General features: G+C 62.4%; 18 protein-coding genes and 1 riboswitch. Of the genes, 11 read left to right on the top strand and 7 right to left on the bottom strand.

Annotation, left to right across the window (positions count from 1 at the left end):
- Positions 1-105 precede the first annotated feature (105 nt).
- The gene (locus ABE456_RS25755; RefSeq protein WP_087502880.1) at positions 106-576 is read left to right on the top strand and encodes a hypothetical protein; all 471 of its coding nucleotides are present in this window, start codon (positions 106-108) and stop codon (positions 574-576) included.
- A gap of 68 nt (positions 577-644) precedes the next feature.
- Positions 645-935, top strand: coding sequence for a PA4642 family protein (locus tag ABE456_RS25750; protein ID WP_051095858.1), 291 nt, complete (start codon positions 645-647; stop codon positions 933-935).
- 158 nt (positions 936-1,093) lie between these two features.
- Here ABE456_RS25750 and mqo read toward each other — a convergent pair whose 3' ends face one another.
- Positions 1,094-2,602, bottom strand: coding sequence for a malate dehydrogenase (quinone) (mqo, locus tag ABE456_RS25745; RefSeq protein WP_346646443.1), 1,509 nt, complete (start codon positions 2,600-2,602; stop codon positions 1,094-1,096).
- 600 nt (positions 2,603-3,202) lie between these two features.
- Positions 3,203-3,436, bottom strand: a complete 234-nt coding sequence (locus ABE456_RS25740) for a hypothetical protein (RefSeq protein ID WP_346646442.1) — start codon at positions 3,434-3,436, stop codon at positions 3,203-3,205.
- A gap of 145 nt (positions 3,437-3,581) precedes the next feature.
- Between ABE456_RS25740 and ABE456_RS25735 the strand changes: the two genes are divergently transcribed.
- Positions 3,582-4,166: a YajG family lipoprotein gene (locus tag ABE456_RS25735; RefSeq protein WP_346646441.1), complete on the top strand. Its 585-nt coding sequence runs from the start codon at positions 3,582-3,584 to the stop codon at positions 4,164-4,166.
- Between the two features lie 82 nt (positions 4,167-4,248).
- Here the strand turns inward: ABE456_RS25735 and ABE456_RS25730 are convergent, their stop codons facing one another.
- The gene (locus tag ABE456_RS25730; RefSeq protein WP_346646440.1) at positions 4,249-4,455 is read right to left on the bottom strand and encodes a hypothetical protein; all 207 of its coding nucleotides are present in this window, start codon (positions 4,453-4,455) and stop codon (positions 4,249-4,251) included.
- Between the two features lie 160 nt (positions 4,456-4,615).
- On the opposite strand from ABE456_RS25730, the gene ABE456_RS25725 reads away from it, so the two are divergent.
- A complete protein-coding gene (locus ABE456_RS25725; protein WP_346646439.1) occupies positions 4,616-4,876 on the top strand; it encodes a hypothetical protein in 261 nt (86 codons plus the stop codon).
- 34 nt (positions 4,877-4,910) lie between these two features.
- On the opposite strand, the gene ABE456_RS25720 is transcribed toward ABE456_RS25725, so the two are convergent.
- Positions 4,911-6,080: a 1-acyl-sn-glycerol-3-phosphate acyltransferase gene (locus ABE456_RS25720; RefSeq protein WP_346646438.1), complete on the bottom strand. Its 1,170-nt coding sequence runs from the start codon at positions 6,078-6,080 to the stop codon at positions 4,911-4,913.
- Positions 6,081-6,202: 122 nt separating this feature from the next.
- On the opposite strand from ABE456_RS25720, the gene ABE456_RS25715 reads away from it, so the two are divergent.
- The 4 genes from ABE456_RS25715 to ABE456_RS25700 all read left to right on the top strand — a co-directional run bounded on the left by ABE456_RS25715 (position 6,203) and on the right by ABE456_RS25700 (position 8,296).
- Entirely contained in the window at positions 6,203-6,385 is a 183-nt protein-coding gene (locus ABE456_RS25715) for a CPXCG motif-containing cysteine-rich protein (RefSeq protein ID WP_346646437.1), read from the top strand.
- Entirely contained in the window at positions 6,385-6,645 is a 261-nt protein-coding gene (locus ABE456_RS25710) for a DUF2007 domain-containing protein (protein WP_346646436.1), read from the top strand. The genes ABE456_RS25715 and ABE456_RS25710 overlap by 1 nt, the downstream gene beginning before the upstream one ends.
- Positions 6,646-6,660: 15 nt before the next feature.
- A complete protein-coding gene (locus tag ABE456_RS25705; protein ID WP_346646435.1) occupies positions 6,661-7,281 on the top strand; it encodes an SOS response-associated peptidase in 621 nt (206 codons plus the stop codon).
- 196 nt (positions 7,282-7,477) lie between these two features.
- Positions 7,478-8,296 (top strand): M48 family metallopeptidase, encoded by an 819-nt coding sequence (locus ABE456_RS25700; RefSeq protein ID WP_346646434.1) that lies wholly within the window; start codon positions 7,478-7,480, stop codon positions 8,294-8,296.
- A 42-nt stretch (positions 8,297-8,338) separates the two neighbouring features.
- On the opposite strand, the gene ABE456_RS25695 is transcribed toward ABE456_RS25700, so the two are convergent.
- The 3 genes from ABE456_RS25695 to ABE456_RS25685 all read right to left on the bottom strand — a co-directional run bounded on the left by ABE456_RS25695 (position 8,339) and on the right by ABE456_RS25685 (position 11,209).
- Entirely contained in the window at positions 8,339-8,923 is a 585-nt protein-coding gene (locus tag ABE456_RS25695) for a TMEM165/GDT1 family protein (protein WP_003247342.1), read from the bottom strand.
- A gap of 88 nt (positions 8,924-9,011) precedes the next feature.
- Positions 9,012-9,151, bottom strand: a riboswitch (yybP-ykoY riboswitch).
- Positions 9,152-9,190: 39 nt separating this feature from the next.
- Positions 9,191-10,189 (bottom strand): class I SAM-dependent methyltransferase, encoded by a 999-nt coding sequence (locus ABE456_RS25690; protein ID WP_346646433.1) that lies wholly within the window; start codon positions 10,187-10,189, stop codon positions 9,191-9,193.
- Between the two features lie 54 nt (positions 10,190-10,243).
- Positions 10,244-11,209: a 2-hydroxyacid dehydrogenase gene (locus ABE456_RS25685; RefSeq protein ID WP_346646432.1), complete on the bottom strand. Its 966-nt coding sequence runs from the start codon at positions 11,207-11,209 to the stop codon at positions 10,244-10,246.
- 250 nt (positions 11,210-11,459) lie between these two features.
- Here ABE456_RS25685 and ABE456_RS25680 point away from each other — a divergent pair, with 250 nt between their 5' ends.
- The 3 genes from ABE456_RS25680 to ABE456_RS25670 all read left to right on the top strand — a co-directional run bounded on the left by ABE456_RS25680 (position 11,460) and on the right by ABE456_RS25670 (position 16,782).
- Positions 11,460-13,142: a fatty acid--CoA ligase gene (locus ABE456_RS25680; protein WP_346646431.1), complete on the top strand. Its 1,683-nt coding sequence runs from the start codon at positions 11,460-11,462 to the stop codon at positions 13,140-13,142.
- 330 nt (positions 13,143-13,472) lie between these two features.
- Positions 13,473-15,392, top strand: coding sequence for a DUF1302 domain-containing protein (locus ABE456_RS25675; protein WP_346646430.1), 1,920 nt, complete (start codon positions 13,473-13,475; stop codon positions 15,390-15,392).
- A gap of 25 nt (positions 15,393-15,417) precedes the next feature.
- On the top strand, positions 15,418-16,782 hold the full coding sequence (locus ABE456_RS25670; RefSeq protein WP_346646429.1) for a DUF1329 domain-containing protein: 1,365 nt from the start codon (positions 15,418-15,420) through the stop codon (positions 16,780-16,782).
- Positions 16,783-16,924: the final 142 nt, after the last annotated feature.

Genomic DNA, 16,924 nt, shown 5'->3' with positions numbered 1-16,924 from the left:
CCCACAAGGATAGCGCCGTACCTGTGGGAGCTGGCTTGCCGGCGATGAGGCCGGTACAGCCCAGACACAGCGTGCTAGAGTGCCCCTTCATAAAAGGAGCCTCACATGCGTGCGATTCTTCCCCTCCTGTTGGCGGTCAGCCTGCCACTCGCCGCTGCCCCGCTGCACAGCCAGTTCCTGCCACCCGACGATCAATCCCTGCGCCAGGAAGCGCCGACCGGCCAGCAATTGCTGCAAGTGACCGACTACTCGGTGGTGGTGGGCGCCCAGCGCCAGTCCGACCAGCAGCCGATCCCTATCACTTCGTCGTTGCAGGTTCGCCTGAAGGGCAAGCCATTGAGCAAGGGTGCGACCATCGCCCAAGTGCTGCTGACCTTCGACGGTGAAGCGGCCAAGAGCCTGAAGAAGCCCGTATACGACGAAAAAACCCGTACCCTGAGCCTGAATTACCCAGTCAGCGACTATCGGGTGATCATGGACCTGCTGCGCAACGAAACGCTTTACGTGCAGTTCCTGACCTATGGCAACGGCCACATCTGGGCCGACCTGCATACCGGTACCGTACGTACGCGTTGAGGCGTGCGCCCTGCGGGGGGTAAACTGCCGGCCTTCGAAATTCCGTGATGGTCCAGTTGGAGTCGGCAATGCGTAAAGACAAGAAACAGGTAATCGGTGACGAAATCAGCGACGACTACATCAAGTCGTTCCTTCAGTTCGAACCGGCCGATGGCGTGACCTCGCCGTCGCTGCACAAGCTGGTCAAGGCTTACCGCGGCCTGCGCGTCGACGACTTCGAGCGTTTTGTCGGCTTCTTCGTCGAAGCCGGCCTGGACCTGGATGGCAAGGACGAGCACGGCAAGACCTTTGTCGAGCAGATTGCCGACCAGCGTAATGCGCCGGAGTACATCGAGATCATCGATAACGCCCGTGGTTGATCGTTAGCCTGTACCGGCCTATTCGCGGGCGCGCCCGCTCCCACAGGTTAGGTGCAACCCCTGTGGGAGCGGCTTCAGCCGCGAAAGGGCCGGTACCGGCTGATAAAGATCCAGGCACAAAAAACGCCCCGAGGGGCGTTTTTTCGTTACCGGGCGGTTCAGGCGTAATGCTTGGCCGCAGGGCTGCTTTCCACCAGCTCCAATGCCACATCGTTGTCGGCACTGATCTTGTGGTACAGGGCAGCATCGGCCGCCAGGGTTTTCTCGCGAGCCGGGAAGATTTCCTTGAGCTTGGCAGCCCAGGCACCCTTGGCCTGCTCGGGGAAGCAGCGCTCGATCAGTTCCAGCATGATCGACACGGTTACCGATGCACCTGGCGAAGCGCCAAGCAGTGCAGCCAGGCTGCCGTCCTGGGCCGAGACCAGCTCGGTACCAAACTGCAGCACACCGCCTTTTTTCGGGTCTTTCTTGATGATCTGCACGCGCTGACCGGCCACTTCCAGGCGCCAGTCTTCGGCCTTGGCCTGCGGGTAGAAGCGACGCAGGGCTTCCAGGCGCTGCTCCATCGTCTGCCGCACTTCGCTGACCAGGTACTTGGTCAGGTCCATGTTGTCGCGGGCCACGGCCAGCATCGGGCCGATATTGCCCAAGCGCACCGACAGCGGCAGGTCCATCAGCGAACCATGCTTGAGGAACTTGGTGGTGAAGCCGGCATACGGGCCGAACAGCAGCGAAGTCTTGCCGTCCACAACGCGGGTATCCAGGTGCGGTACCGACATCGGTGGGGCGCCAACTGCGGCCTGGCTGTACACCTTGGCCTGGTGCTGCTTGACGATTTCCGGGTTGTCGCAACGCAGCCACTGGCCGCTGACCGGGAAGCCGCCGAAGCCTTTGCTTTCCGGGATGCCAGACAACTGCAGCAGCGGCAGGGCCGCGCCACCGGCGCCGAGGAAGACGAAGCGCGCGTCGACTTCACGGCTGCCGCCGCTGTTGACGTCCTTGATGCTCACGGTCCAGCCGCTGCCGTTACGGCGCAGGCCGACAACCTTCTTGCTGTACTTCACCTGCGCATCCGGCGAGTCGCCCAGCAGCTTGAGCAGCTTGTTGGTCAGGGCGCCGAAGTTGACGTCAGTGCCTTTGGCCACGCGGGTAGCGGCGATGTGCTGGTCGGCCGGGCGGCCTGGCATCATCAGCGGCATCCAGTCCTTCATCACAGCCTTGTCTTCGGTGTATTCCATGTCGGCGAAGGCATGATGCTGCTTGAGCAGCTCGAAGCGCTTCTTGAGGAAGGAAACACCCTTGTCACCCTCGACGTAGCTCAGGTGCGGGACAGGGTTGATGAAGGCACGCGCCGAGCCGAAGTTGCCCTTCTTGCTCAGGTAGGCCCAGAACTGGCGCGAGACCTCGAACTGGGTGTTGATGTGCACGGCCTTCTTGATGTCGATGCTGCCATCGGCGGCCTGGGGCGTGTAGTTAAGCTCGCACAGGCCTGCGTGGCCGGTGCCTGCGTTGTTCCAGGGGTTGGAGCTTTCCGCGGCTCCGGAGTCCATCGCCTCCACGACCTCAAGCTTGAGGGCCGGGTCGAGCTCCTTGAGCAGTACGGCCAGGGTGGCACTCATGATGCCCGCGCCTACCAGTACCACATCAACCGATTCGTTCTGCGCCATTTAACGCGTCTCCACAATCTACAGCTACCTAATTGACAGCATAGGACCTGGGTTCGCCAGGGTCGCCATGTCCGACTTTTCGCAGTTCTTGCAACTTCCGCGGACACCGCCAATCAGTCTTCGGGTTCGGGTATTGAACGCCGTTTGCCACAGGTGCGGCAATTCGACTTATGGTCAAGGTGTCGTGCGTGCGTTATGGAACGGCTCAGGCACTCATACGGGATGAGCGCATTTGCCGCCTGTTCAGGGCTGTTCGGGACACATCTGCCGCTTTTGCACATGCCAGACTGTTCATTTGCTCGCCACACTCTTGTGAAGTTGTGAAAACCGTTTTTTCACGCTCTTTTGGAGACGTGAACCTCAAAAGGGGACTGCGCGATGGCAACCCGCAGGTTCATGCAGTGCGAAGGGCCGGAAAAGCAGGCACGACAGCCGATGCAAGACCTGAGTGGAAGGCTCTCTGTGGGCTAAGCGATGAAGTTGCCGGGGTCAATCGGCGAATGCGGGGCCCGATCAGGAGACGTCCTTATAATCGGGGGGAGATTATAGCGATGTCGCAGGCAGAAATGTCGCCATTTGTGCTTTTTATTGCAGCGTTTGTCAGGCCGCGAGGATGCGCTGGTGCCACCGACGGCTTGCACGGGGGCAAACCCGGGCACTGGCGGGCAGCTCGTGGCCCAGCCAGGCAAGCTGGATTTCCCTGATCTGGACCCAGCCACTACCGCTTGGCGCCTGGCTGCACTGCTTGAAGGCCAGGCATTTGCCTTCGCCATCGAGGCGGGCATAAGCGTTGTGGCGCGGGCGTTGGAAGAGCAGAGTCCAGAGCGTGGCCATGGCGGCGAGTCCTTTGCGTTAGGGCTTGGCGCAAGGATAAGGGCGTGGCCATGAAACGATTGTGACAAGCGGGCCAGACCGATGACTGGTCGATGCGTGGCTGGGTATACTGTGGGCCTTTGCCGCATTTTCTGGAGAAACGCGTATGTTGCAACGTCTGTTGTTCGGTTTGCTTGCCGTGGCCAGCCTCAGCCTGGTCGGTTGTGCCCACAGCCCGCAACAACTCAACCCGCAACCCACGCTCAAGGCCCAGCTCGCCCCGGTCGGCCATGGCCAGCCGGTCGTGGTCCGGGTGGTTGACGGCCGGCCTTCGCAGTCCCTGGGTACCCGCGGTGGCATGTACCCCGAGACCAGCACCATCAGCGTCAGTGGTAACGATGTAGTGCCCAAGCTGCAGGCCCAGGCCGAAGCCGCCGTGCGCCTGCTCGGTTTCACCCCGACGCCGAACGCCTACAACGCGCCACAGCTGACCGTGACCCTGGCCGAGCTGAAGTACCAGTCGCCGAAAGACAACCTGTACGTGACCGAGGCCACCATCGGCGCCACCTTCCGTGCCGACGTGAAAAATGGCGGCCGCAGCTACAGCGGCCGTTACGGTGCGTCGCTGGACCAGCGTTTCGGCATGGCGCCGAACCAGGAGACCAACACCCAGCTGGTCGGAGATGTGCTGAGCGATGCCCTGACCCGTATGTTCAAGGACCCGACCATTGGGCAGGTGCTGGGGCAGTAAGCCTTTAGCTGCATGAAGAAAACCCGCTGCCTGTGTACCAGGTAGCGGGTTTTTTGTTGTCTGTACCGGCCTCTACGCGGGCTTACGCAGCTTCTATGTGGAAATCCAGCAAACTGAAGCCAGTGCCAGCATCCACCTCCGGCAAAGCCTCATGCACATGCCCGCCCAGTGCACAGTAGACCAGCCACTGGCGGTCCTGCACGTTGATGGCGAAACCATCGATCAGCGCCTGCTGTTCATCGCTTTGGGCAACGAGGTAAAGGCGGTCCTGGTTTTCGGCGTGCAGCATGAACAAGCTCCGGATCATGAAAAGGCCGACAGGGTGGCCTGTTCTGATGACGAGCGGATGACAGATGAAATTTAATGACAGTTTGTCGCCCAGGCCGGGCGCCAAGGCGCGACTTGGGTAGAATGCGGCGCTTTGCCGTCGCTCACACCGAGGTTGCGTGATGTCCTTGCAAGTGCTCTGGGGGTTCCTGGCCGCCCATCCCACCAAGCTGATCAACCTGCTGGCGCTGCTACTGACCTGCCCGGGCGGGTTGCTGCTGCACAGCGCACGGCGGCGCGAAGCCGATACCCGCGAAAGCCTGGCGCTGGAGGAGGGGGTGGTGGATGCGTTCGACCTGCGCGTGCCCAAGTACTTCTACATCCTGGGGTTTTCGTGCCTGGCGATGGCGCTGCTGCTGTCCTGGTTCAGCACCTGGGTCTGAGACATTGGGGCTGCAAAGCAGCCCCAGCAATCGGTCAGGCTACCGGCGCTTGCTGCCTGACCTGATACTGGTTACGCACCGGCGTCGCATACTGCAACACCAGGTACGGCCGCTGCTCCTCAGGGCAAGCATCCAGGCGGCGCTGCCATTCTTCCTTGGCCTTGGCCAATTCATCAGCCGGGAACACCTTCTCGGCGCCAGGCACCTGCAGGGCCTCGTCCTTGCCTTCCCACATCGCATACGCCAGGTAATGCACCGGGAACAGCCGGTAGCCACCCAGAATCTGCCGGTCGATTTCCGCCGCCAGTTGCTTGGTGTCTTCGTGGTACTCGGTCACCGGCGGGGCGAAATTGATGTGCACCCGGCCCTTGTAACCGGTAATGCCCTTGGCAATGCTGTTGTCGTCCTCACCCGGCGCCTTCTTGTAGGTGCCGGTGGTGGCGCGGATGTACAGCTCGCGGGCCTTGGCCTGGTCGCACGGGTCGTATTCGTAGCTGATCGATACCGGGGTCAGGTTCAGGCTCTGGATCACCGCGCCGAACGGCTCGTCCTTGCGGCTCATGTGGAACATCTTGAGGATCGCCGAGTCGGTGCGGTCGTCACCGTCCTTGGCCCGGCCTTCGGCCTGGGCAATCCAGATCGACGTGGCATCGTTGCGGATCGAGTGGTTGATGTAGGCCGAGAGCAACTGGTAGGCGGCCAGCTTCTCGCGGCGCCCGCTGATCGAACGGTGCACGATGAAACTTTTGTTCAGGCGCATCATGTCGCTGACAAAGGGCTTTTGCAGCAGGTTGTCGCCAATGGCGATGCGCGGGGTCGGCAAGCCGGCGTGGTACACCGCGTAGTTGACGAACGCCGGGTCCATGACGATGTCGCGGTGGTTGGCCAGGAACAGGTAGGCAGTGCCGGCCTTGAGCTGCTCCACACCCGAATAGGTGACGCCGTCGGTGGCGCGGTCGATGGTCTGGTCGACGTAGTACTCGACTTTGTCCTGCAAGGTCGAGACGCAGGTGACGCCGGCAAACTCCTTGCGCAGGCGGCGGGCGATCAGGGGCTTGAGCAACCAGCCGAGAGCACCAGCCGCACGCGGGAAGCGGAAGTGGGTGAGGATATCGAGGAATGCCGGGTCGCTGAGCAGGCGTGCCAGAACGGCAGGGACCTCAGCGTCGTCGTACGGTCGGATGGCATCGAATTCGCCCATCATGCTCTCTTGTTGGAAACGGCTAGGGTAATAAGGTAGGGGCGGGCTCCGAAAAACGGCTCGGACACACACAGGCCCTGTAAATAGACCGGCAATTATACGCATAAGTCACCCCGGAGGCCGCGATGCTGGAAACTGCGATCTACGATTGCCCTTATTGTGGCGAAGAAGTCGAAACCACGGTGGACCTGTCCAGTGGCGATCAGGAGTACATCGAGGACTGCCAGGTGTGCTGCAAGCCTATCCGCTTTGTGCTGCAGGTTCATGGCGAGGAGTGGATGCTGGATGTCTACGGTGAGAATGACTGATGCGGCGGATCTACGAACCGGAGAACTTGCTCGAAGCTGAAATGCTGGCCGGTATGCTGGCCAGTGAGGGTATCGACGTGCACCTGGCAGGTCGTGACCTGGTAGGCGGCGTGGGCGAGCTACCGCTGCAAGGGCTGCTCGGGCTTGCGGTGCCGGATGAGCAGGCCGAGTACGCACGGCAATTGATCGACGCGTACAATGGTGCCCAGCCGCTTGCCGGCGACGAACCGGAGAATCTTCCCGGTACCTTGATCTGCTAGGTTGTTAATTCGCCCATGTGTGGACGTTACGCCCTGTTTCGCTGGCCCCAGGCCCTTGCCAGTCTGCCGGGTTTTCCCGTCGGCCAGCCTGCCCAATGGAATATTTCGCCCGGGGCTTCGGTGCTGATCCAGCGCCAGCTCGACGGCCAGCAGCAACTGGCCAAGGCACGCTGGGGGCTGACCCCGGCGTGGCTTACCGACCTGTCGCGCACCCCAGCCCATGCCCGCGCCGAAACCCTGGCCGAGCAGCCGATGTTTCGTGAGGCGTTTCGCCAGCGGCGCTGCCTGATGCCGGCCAATGGTTTTTACGAATGGCGTGGCAGTGTGCGCAAGCGCCCGTATTGGTTGACCCCGGGGGAGGGCGCGTCGTTGTACTTTGCGGCGGTGTGGGAGGCCTACCCGGTGCAGGATCAGGTGTGGCTGAGTTGCGCGGTGGTGACCCAGGCGGCCATGAACCAGCGCCGGCCGCTGATTCTGGACGAGGCCGGGCAGGCGGCCTGGCTTGACCCGGACACGCCGGTTACCCGCCTGCACGAGCTGCTGGCCAGCCCGCCGGCAACGTTGCGGGAGCGGGCCCTGGCCAATTTCGTCAATGACCCGAAACTGGATGCGCCGGAGTGCCTGACCCCGGCGTGATGCTTTGCCTGTACCGGCCCTTTCGCGGCTGAAGCCGCTCCCACAGGTAGTGTGTTGCCCTCAGGCATGCGCAGACCTGTGGGAGCGGGTTTACCCGCGAAGAGGCCAGTGCAGACGAAGAAAATCTTCCCTGCGGCTATGGCGGCCCCAGGCGACTCGGCCTAGGATACGGCGCATGTAGATAGGGAGTGTTTTCATGCGTAAGTCTTTTGTCATCAGCCTGTTGAGTGCTGGCATCCTGCTGGCCGGCTGCCAGGCGGTGAACACCACCAGCGGTGGTGCTGTCGGCGTCGAGCGCCAGCAGTACATGTTCAGCATGCTCTCGAGCGATGAGGTCAACCAGATGTACGCCCAGTCGTACCAGCAGACCCTGGGTGAAGCATCGAACAAAGGCGTGCTCGACAAGTCCAGCGCTGATGCCAAGCGTGTACAGGTAATTGCCAACCGCCTGATCGCCCAGGCCCCCAAGTTCCGCCCGGATGCCGCGCAGTGGGACTGGCAAGTCAATGTGATCAAGAGCGACGAGCTCAATGCCAACTGCGGCCCAGGCGGCAAGATCATCGTCTACACCGGGCTGATCGATCAGCTCAAGCTCACCGATGCGGAAATTGCCGCAGTGGTAGGGCATGAAATTGCCCACGCCTTGCGTGAACACAGCCGTGAGGCCATGTCCAAGGCCTATGGCGTGGAAATGGCCCGCCAGGGTGCCGGTGCCATCTTCGGCCTTGGCCAGGGCAGCATGGCCATGGCCGATGCCGTGGTGAACTACGCCATGACCCTGCCCAACAGCCGGGCCAACGAGAACGAGGCCGACCTGATTGGCCTGGAGCTGTCGGCGCGTGCCGGCTACGACCCGAACGCCGCGATCACCTTGTGGAACAAGATGAGCAAGGCGTCCGAAGGTGCACCGCCTGAGTTCATGAGCACTCACCCGGCGTCGGCGAGCCGCATTGCTTCGCTGCAGGCAGCGATTCCGAAGGTGATGCCGCTGTATCAGGCTGCTGCCAAGCAGTAATTGCTTGAATCCTGGGGGCGCAAAGCGCCCCCGTTTTCCTGGTTATCCAATCCAGCCACTGGCCTTCATCGCCGAGTACACGGCCACGATCGCCAGCACGAAGAACGCCGTGGCCGCCAGGCGACGGATCAGCGTCAACGGCAGTTTGTCCGCCGCGAAGTTACCCGCCAGTACTACCGGCACGTTGGCAATCAGCATGCCCAGGGTGGTACCGATGATGACCATGATCAGGTGCGGATACTGCGCAGCCAGCATCACCGTGGCGACCTGGGTCTTGTCACCGATCTCGGCCAGGAAGAACGCAATCAGCGTAGTCAGGAACGGCCCGAAGCGGCGAGCCGGGTTCTCGTCGTCATCCATCTTGTCCGGTACCAGGGTCCACAGCGCAGTGGCGGTAAAGCTCGCGGCCAGGATCCAGTGCAGTGCCGAGTCGCTGAAGAAGCTCCCGACCCACGCCCCCACGGCACCGGCCGCAGCATGGTTGGCCAGGGTGGCGGCGATGATGCCAGCGATGATCGGCCAAGGCTTGCGGAAGCGGGCAGCGAGAATGAGCGCAAGCAGTTGGGTCTTGTCACCGATTTCGGCAAGGGCAACGATGGCGGTGGGGACTAGCAGAGATTCCAGCATCAGGTTTCCTACGGGGGCGGGTCGACACGGCTATGACACGTACAGCCTCCCCGCCCCGGGTAAGGTGTGCGTGTCATAGGTCTTGTCAAACCCTGGATCCGTCTATGCGGATCTCTCCATGCAGGCTGGCATGGTGGGTCGCACGCGCCATGGTCTGTGGACCAAGTATGTTGACGCGTACCGGGCGAGCTGGGTGCTCGCGGGAGACTACTCCCCTAGGACGGTGCGGATTCTGCCTAGGCAAAACGCTTTCGGCAAGCGCTGTTTTTATCCGTGTGTTGCCTGGTAGATACGGAAACCGTCAGCCTCGTCGCGCACCTGGCAGTTGCCCAGCGCCCCTTCGATCAGTGGCTGGTAGCGCAGGAAACTGTTGGCCACAAGGCGCATTTCGCCACCTTTTCGCAGATGAACGGCCGATTTTTTCAGCAGGTTTTCCGAAGCTTGGTAGTTGGTGTGCACCCCGGTGTGGAACGGCGGGTTGCTCAGGATCAGGCTAAGCTCGGTTGGCGCTGCGTCGATGCCATCGCCGCTGATCACCTCGCCCTCCAGGCCGTTGGCGGCCAGCGTCAGGCGGCTGGCAGCCACGGCAAAGGCGTCCACGTCCAGCAGGGTCACGCGGCTTTGGGGGTAACGGCGTTTGACCGTGGCACCCAGTACCCCGGCACCGCAACCGAAGTCCAGCACATGGCCACTCGGCAGGCCGTCGAGGTGCTTGAGCAGCAGGGCGGTACCGCGATCGAGGCGGCCATGGCTGAATACCCCGGGCAGGCTCACAACCTGCAGCGGGCCGTCTTCCAGGGCCAGTTCGAAGTGCTCGGCCAGGCTTTCCAGCGGTTTTGCCTGCGGCGCCTGGTCCACGGTCACTTGCCACAGCTGGCAGTGCCTGGCGCTGTCGAGCTTGCGTGGTTTGCCAAAGGCCTGCAGTTGCTTGGCCGCGCCTTCGATGCCGCCGCGCTTCTCGCCAACCAGGTACAGCTCGCGGCCGGCCAGGCGCGAGGCCAGGGCGTTGAGCAGGTAGGCGGCCAGCTCGCGGGATTTGGGCAGGAACAGCACGGCGCTGTCGAAGGCTGCTTCAGGGGCCTCGACACCGTAATGGCTGCGGCCGGCGAAGCGGCTGTCGAGCATGGCCTGATCGCCGGCGTGCCAGGTCCAGGCCTGGGCCTGGGGCAGCTGGCCGAGCAGGTCGTCGGCGGGGGCGCCGGCGATCAGCAGCGGCCCCTGGAACAGCTCTGCCTGGCGGAGCAACACTTCACTGCGCGGGTCCATGGACGACGCCTCCTGGAAAAAAGTGGCGCAGTGTAACAGAGGCCGGCGCCGGCCTCAGCTGACCACGCGGCGCGGTTGCCCGGCGAAGAAGGCCTGGGCATTTTCGCTGAGCTGGCCGACGATGCGCTGGCGCGACTCCACTGCACCCCAGGCGCTGTGCGGGGTGATGATCAGGCGCGGGATACCGGGTTCGAGCAGTGGGTTGCCGTTGACCGGCGGTTCCACGCTCAATACGTCGGTGGCGGCACCGCCCAAGTGGCCACTGCGCAGGGCGTCGGCCAGCGCCTGTTCGTCGATCAGGCCGCCACGGGCGGTGTTGACCACCAGCGCATTGGGCTTGAGCTGGGCCAGTTCACGGGCGCCGAGCATGTGCCGGGTGTGCTCGTTTAGCGGGCAATGCAGGGTCAGGGCGTCGACTTGCGGCAGCAGTTCATCCAGTGGCAGGCGGTCGTCACGCTCCGGGCGGCCGGGGATCTGCCCGCTCAGCACGCGCATGCCGAACGCTTCGGCCAGCCGCGCCACCGCGCCGCCCAGCTCGCCGTGGCCGAGCAGGCCGAGGGTTTTGCCCTCCAGTTCGACGATGGGGAAGTCCAGCAGGCAGAACTGGCTGGCCTTGGCCCACTGGCCGTCAGCCACCGCCTGGTTGTAGTCGCACAGGCGGGTAGCCAGGGCCAGCAGCAGGGCGAGGGTGTGCTGGGCGACGGAGGGGGTGCCATAGCCCTGGCAGTTGCATACGGTGATGCCCTGGGCACGCGCCGCCACCAGGTCGACATTGTTGGTGCCGGTAGCGGCCACCAGGATCAGCTTGAGCTGCGGGTTGGCCGCCAGGGTTTCGGCGTCGAGCATGACCTTGTTGCTGACCACCGCCACCGCGCCCTGCAGGCGTTCGGCGACCTGGTCCGGGCGGGTGGCGGCGAACAGCTCGAACTCGTCGAACTGTTGCTTCAGGGGCAAGAGGTCGAGGTCGCCAAGGTCCAGGGACTGGTGATCGAGAAACACGGCGCGACGCGGGCTGGGCATGGGGTTCTCCGGGCAGGGCGGGATAATTGGTGTTGGGGCCATTCGCGGGCACGCCCGCGAAAGGGCCTGCAGCTCTAGCACAAATCCTGAAGCTTGCGGCGCAGTGTCTAGCCCGCAGTTACCGCCCGTCAACGCCCGCCACTCATACCTGTACCAGGCAAATCATTCCTTCGGCTGATTTAGCCGTCACATTGGCGAACTACAGTAGTTGCCAGACTTGTCCGGCCCGCTTTTCAGAAAAGGGATACCCATGTTGCAGACCCGCATCATCAAACCCGCCGAGGGCGCCTATGCCTTCCCCCTGCTGATCAAACGCCTGCTGATGTCCGGCAGCCGCTATGAAAAGACCCGCGAAATCGTCTACCGCGACCAGTTGCGGCTGACTTATCCACAGCTCAACGAACGCATCGCCCGGCTGGCCAATGTGCTGACCGAAGCCGGTGTAAAGGCCGGCGACACCGTGGCGGTAATGGACTGGGACAGCCACCGCTACCTGGAATGCATGTTCGCCATCCCGATGATCGGTGCGGTGGTGCACACCATCAACGTGCGCCTGTCGCCCGAGCAGATCCTCTACACCATGAACCACGCCGAAGACCGCGTGGTACTGGTCAACAGCGACTTCGTCGGCCTGTACCAGGCCATCGCCGGGCAGTTGACCACTGTCGACAAGACCCTGCTGCTGACCGATGGCCCGGACAAGACCGCCGAGCTGCCCAACCTGGTCGGCGAGTACGAGCAACTGTTGGCCGCAGCCAGCCCGCGCTACGACTTCCCTGACTTCGACGAGAACTCGGTAGCCACCACCTTCTACACCACCGGCACCACCGGCAACCCCAAGGGCGTGTACTTCACCCACCGGCAGCTGGTGCTGCATACCCTGGCCGAAGCTTCGGTGACCGGCAGCATCGACAGCGTGCGCCTGCTGGGCAGCAACGACGTGTACATGCCCATCACCCCGATGTTCCATGTGCATGCCTGGGGTATCCCCTACGCCGCCACCATGCTTGGCATGAAGCAGGTGTACCCAGGGCGCTACGAGCCGGACATGCTGGTCAAGCTGTGGCGCGAAGAGAAGGTCACCTTCTCCCATTGCGTGCCGACCATCCTGCAGATGTTGCTCAACTGCCCGACTGCCCAAGGCCAGGATTTTGGCGGCTGGAAGATCATCATCGGCGGCAGCGCACTCAACCGTTCGCTGTACCAGGCCGCCCTGGCGCGCGGCATCCAGCTGACAGCGGCATACGGCATGTCCGAAACCTGCCCGCTGATCTCCGCCGCGCACCTGAACGACGAACTGCAAGCCGGCAGCGAGGACGAGCGCGTTACCTACCGCATCAAGGCTGGCGTGCCGGTACCGCTGGTTGAGGCGGCCATCGTCGATGGCGACGGCAACTTCCTGCCCGCCGATGGCGAAACCCAGGGCGAGCTGGTGCTGCGTGCGCCGTGGCTGACCATGGGCTACTTCAAGGAGCCGGAAAAAAGCGAGGAGCTGTGGCAGGGCGGCTGGCTGCACACCGGTGATGTCGCCACCCTCGACGGCATGGGCTACATCGACATCCGCGACCGCATCAAGGATGTGATCAAGACCGGTGGCGAATGGATTTCCTCGCTCGACCTGGAGGACCTGGTCAGCCGCCACCCGGCCGTGCGCGAAGTGGCAGTGGTGGGGGTTGCCGACCCGCAATGGGGTGAGCGGCCGTTTGCCCTGCTGGTGGTGCGCGACGGCCAGACCATCGACGCCAAGGGGCTCAAGGAGCACCTCAAGCCATTTGTCGAACAAGGGCACATCAACAAATGGGCGATTCCGAGCCAGATCGCTGTTGTTACTGAAATTCCCAAGACCAGCGTCGGCAAGCTCGACAAGAAACGCATCCGCCAGGACATCGTGCAATGGCAGGCCAGTAACAGCGCGTTCCTTTCCACGTTGTAATCGCAGTGCGGGTCGCGTACCTCAGCACGCGACCCGCATGCTAGACGGATTGGCGCCTTGCCAAATGGCAGAAATGCGCCATCCTTGAACACTGCCAGCGCGCTATCGAAGCACCCTGCAGCGGGTTGGCGGCATGGAGCGCAAATCACACTTTAGAGGGATCAAGCGCCTGTGCCTTGCTGGCTATAGTCGGGGCCAGGGGATTTTCAGGAAGGGGGAGGGCGGCATGCGCAACACATGTCGCCGCGGGCGCAAGCCTGCACACCGGTCGCACGGGCCGTTCTTGAAAGGACTCACTGCCATAACAAAAAAGTACATGGAGTAGCGTCGATGAAATCTGCACACCTGTTCTGGCGCCGGGCCAAGCTGCCCTTGGCCGTCAGCCTTGCTTCCACGCTCGCAAGTCCGGCTTTCGCTGTCAGTTTCAACATTGGTGAAATCGAAGCCCAGTTCGACTCGTCGCTCTCCGTCGGCGCCAGCTGGTCGACTGCCAACCCCAACAAGAACCTGATCGGCGTCAACAACGGCGGCAAGGGCTTGTCACAGACATCCGACGATGGCCACCTGAACTTCAAGAAGGGCGAAACCTTCTCGAAGATCTTCAAGGGCATCCATGACCTGGAGCTCAAGTACGGTGACACCGGCGTGTTCGTTCGCGGCAAGTACTGGTACGACTTTGAGCTCAAGGACGAAAGCCGCGAGTTCAAGGACATCAGCGACTCCAACCGCAAGGAAGGCGCCAAGTCGTCCGGCGCCGAAATGCTCGACGCCTTCGTCTACCACAACTATGCCATCGGCGATCAGCCTGGCTCGGTACGCCTGGGCAAGCAGGTGGTGAGCTGGGGTGAAAGTACCTTCATCGGCGGCGGCATCAACGCGATCAACCCCATCGACGTGTCGGCGTTCCGCCGCCCAGGGGCCGAGATCAAGGAAGGCCTGATTCCGGTCAACATGTTCTATGTCTCGCAGAGCCTGACCGACAACCTGTCGGCCGAGGCCTTCTACCAGATCGAATGGGACCAGACGGTAGTTGATAACTGCGGCACCTTCTTCTCCCAGCCGGATGTGATTGCCGATGGCTGCAACAACAACCTGGCCGTGCTGGCTACCCAGAACTCCCTGGCCAGCCGGCTTGGGCCGCTGAATGCCCCTGTCGCGGCTGCGCTGGCGGCGCAAGGTGTGACTCATGGTTCACCCGACGAGGGGGTAATCGTAAAGCGCGGTCCGGATCGTGATGCACGCGACAGCGGTCAGTTCGGCGTTGCAATGCGCTACATGTTCGAACCGCTGAACACCGAGTTTGGTGGCTACTTCATGAACTACCACAGCCGCGCGCCAATTTTCAGTGGCCGTGGGGCCGATCTTCAATACTACAGCGCCAGCAACCTGGCAGGTGCGTTGGTCCGCGCAGGCGTACCCGCTTCGCAGCTGGCCGGCCTGGTGCCAACCCTCTTGCCGTTGCAAGTGGCAGGCAACTCCAGCTATTACGTCGAGTATCCGGAAGACATACGCCTGTATGGTCTGAGTTTCTCCACGACGCTGCCCACAGGCACTGCCTGGAGCGGTGAGATCAGCTACCGTCCGAACGCGCCTGTGCAACTGAATACCACCGATATTCTCTTTTCCGGCCTGACCCCCCTCAACCCGGATGTATCGGTGTTGCAAGGCCGCCCTGGCACTGACCAGCCAGGTTACCGTCGCAAGGAAATCACTCAGCTGCAGACCACCTTCACCCACTTCTTCGATCAGGTGATGGGTGCCGAGCGGCTGACCATGGTAGGGGAAGTCGGCTGGACTCACGTTGGCGGGCTGGAAAGCACGTCCAAGTTGCGTTACGGGCGTGACCCGGTGTTTGGCCCGGGGCCCCTGCCTAACGGCCAATGCGAAACACTCAACACTAGTACCTTGGGCACCTCCAACGCCAACAACGTATCGCGCTACTGCGAAAATGATGGTTACACCACGTCCGACTCTTGGGGTTACCGCGTCCGTGCGATTTGGGACTACAACAACGTCTTTGCCGGGGTGAACCTGCGCCCGAGCGTGGCTTGGTCGCACGACGTCGATGGTTATTCACCTGGCCCTGGCGCCAACTTCGAGGAAGGCCGCAAGGCTGTCAGCCTGGGCCTGGACGCCGAGTACCAGCAAACCTATACGGCGAGCCTGTCGTACACCAACTTCTTCGATGGCAAGTACACCACCGTGGATGACCGTGACTTCGTCGCGCTCAGCTTCGGTGTGAACTTCTAAGCATACAGATCCAGGACGACACGACATGAACAAGACCAGAAGTCTGCTGCAAGCCGGTGTACTGGGCCTGTCCCTGCTGGCGACCAGTGTCATGGCAGCGGTATCCGCTGACCAGGCAGCCAAGTTGGGCAGTACCCTGACCCCGATGGGCGCCGAAAAGGCTGGCAATGCCGATGGCTCGATCGGCCCGTGGGAGCCGCTGTCGAAGACAGCGGGCAGCGTCGACGGCAAGGGTTTCCTGGCCGACCCGTACGGCAGTGAAAAACCGCTGTTCACCATCACCGCGCAAAACGCCGACCAGTACAAGGACAAGCTCTCGCCGGGCCAGTTGGCCATGCTCAAGCGCTACCCGGACACCTTCAAGATCCCGGTGTTCAAGACTCATCGCGGCTCCACGGCACCTGCCGACGTGTTCGCCGCCATCAAGGAAAATGCCACCAAGGCCACCCTGGTCGAAGGCGGCAACGGCCTGAACAACTTCCGTACGGCGGTACCGTTCCCGATCCCGCAAAGCGGCCTGGAAGTGATCTGGAACCACATCACCCGCTACCGGGGTGGCAGCGTCAGTCGCCTGGTGACCCAGGCCACGCCGCAGCAGAACGGCTCTTTCAACCCCGTGTATTTCTCCGACCAGTTCGTCTTCCGCGACAAGATGAAGGACTACGACCCGAACAACCCGGGCAACATCCTGTTCTACTTCAAGCAGGAAGTGACCGCGCCGGCGCGCCTGGCCGGTACCGTGTTGCTGGTGCACGAAACCCTCGACCAGGTGAAAGAGCCGCGCAAGGCCTGGATCTACAACGCCGGCCAACGCCGCGTACGCCAGGCTCCGCAGGTGTCGTACGACGGCCCGGGCACCGCCGCCGATGGTTTGCGCACTTCGGACAACCTGGACATGTTCAACGGTGCGCCAGACCGGTATGACTGGAAGCTGGAAGGCAAGAAGGAGCTGTACATCGCGTCCAATGCCTTCAAGCTTGACGACCCCAAGCTCAAGTACACCGACATCATCAAGGCCGGGCACATCAACCAGGACCTGGCCCGTTACGAGCTGCGTCGGGTCTGGCACGTGGTCGCGACCCTCAAGCCGGGCCAGCGGCACATCTACGCCAAGCGTGACTTCTACATCGACGAAGACACCTGGCAGGCCGCAGTGATCGACCAGTACGACGGCCGTGGCCAGCTGTGGCGTGTTTCCGAGGCCCACGCCCAGCCGTATTACAATGTGGAGGTGCCGTGGTACACCCTGGAAACCATCTACGACCTGCAGTCGGGCCGCTACCTGGCCCTAGGCATGAAGAACGAAGAGAAGCGTGCCTACGACTTCGGCTTCAGCGCCAGCAAGGCTGACTTCCAGCCTGCGGCACTGCGTCAGTCGGGTATTCGCTGACCTGAACGCTTTAAACTTTGTGTGGTCCCCAGAGCGCCCCGGCTTGCCGGGGCGTTTCTATTTTCCTGTTCCGGCCTCTTCGCGGGTAAACCCGCTCCCACAGGTACTGCACCGGACTTGAAACCTGTGCAATCCCTGTGGG

Origin of the sequence: Pseudomonas sp. TWI929, assembly GCF_039673335.1 — a bacterium.
Classification (GTDB): domain Bacteria; phylum Pseudomonadota; class Gammaproteobacteria; order Pseudomonadales; family Pseudomonadaceae; genus Aquipseudomonas.
This window is presented reverse-complemented; position numbering and strand designations above follow the sequence as displayed.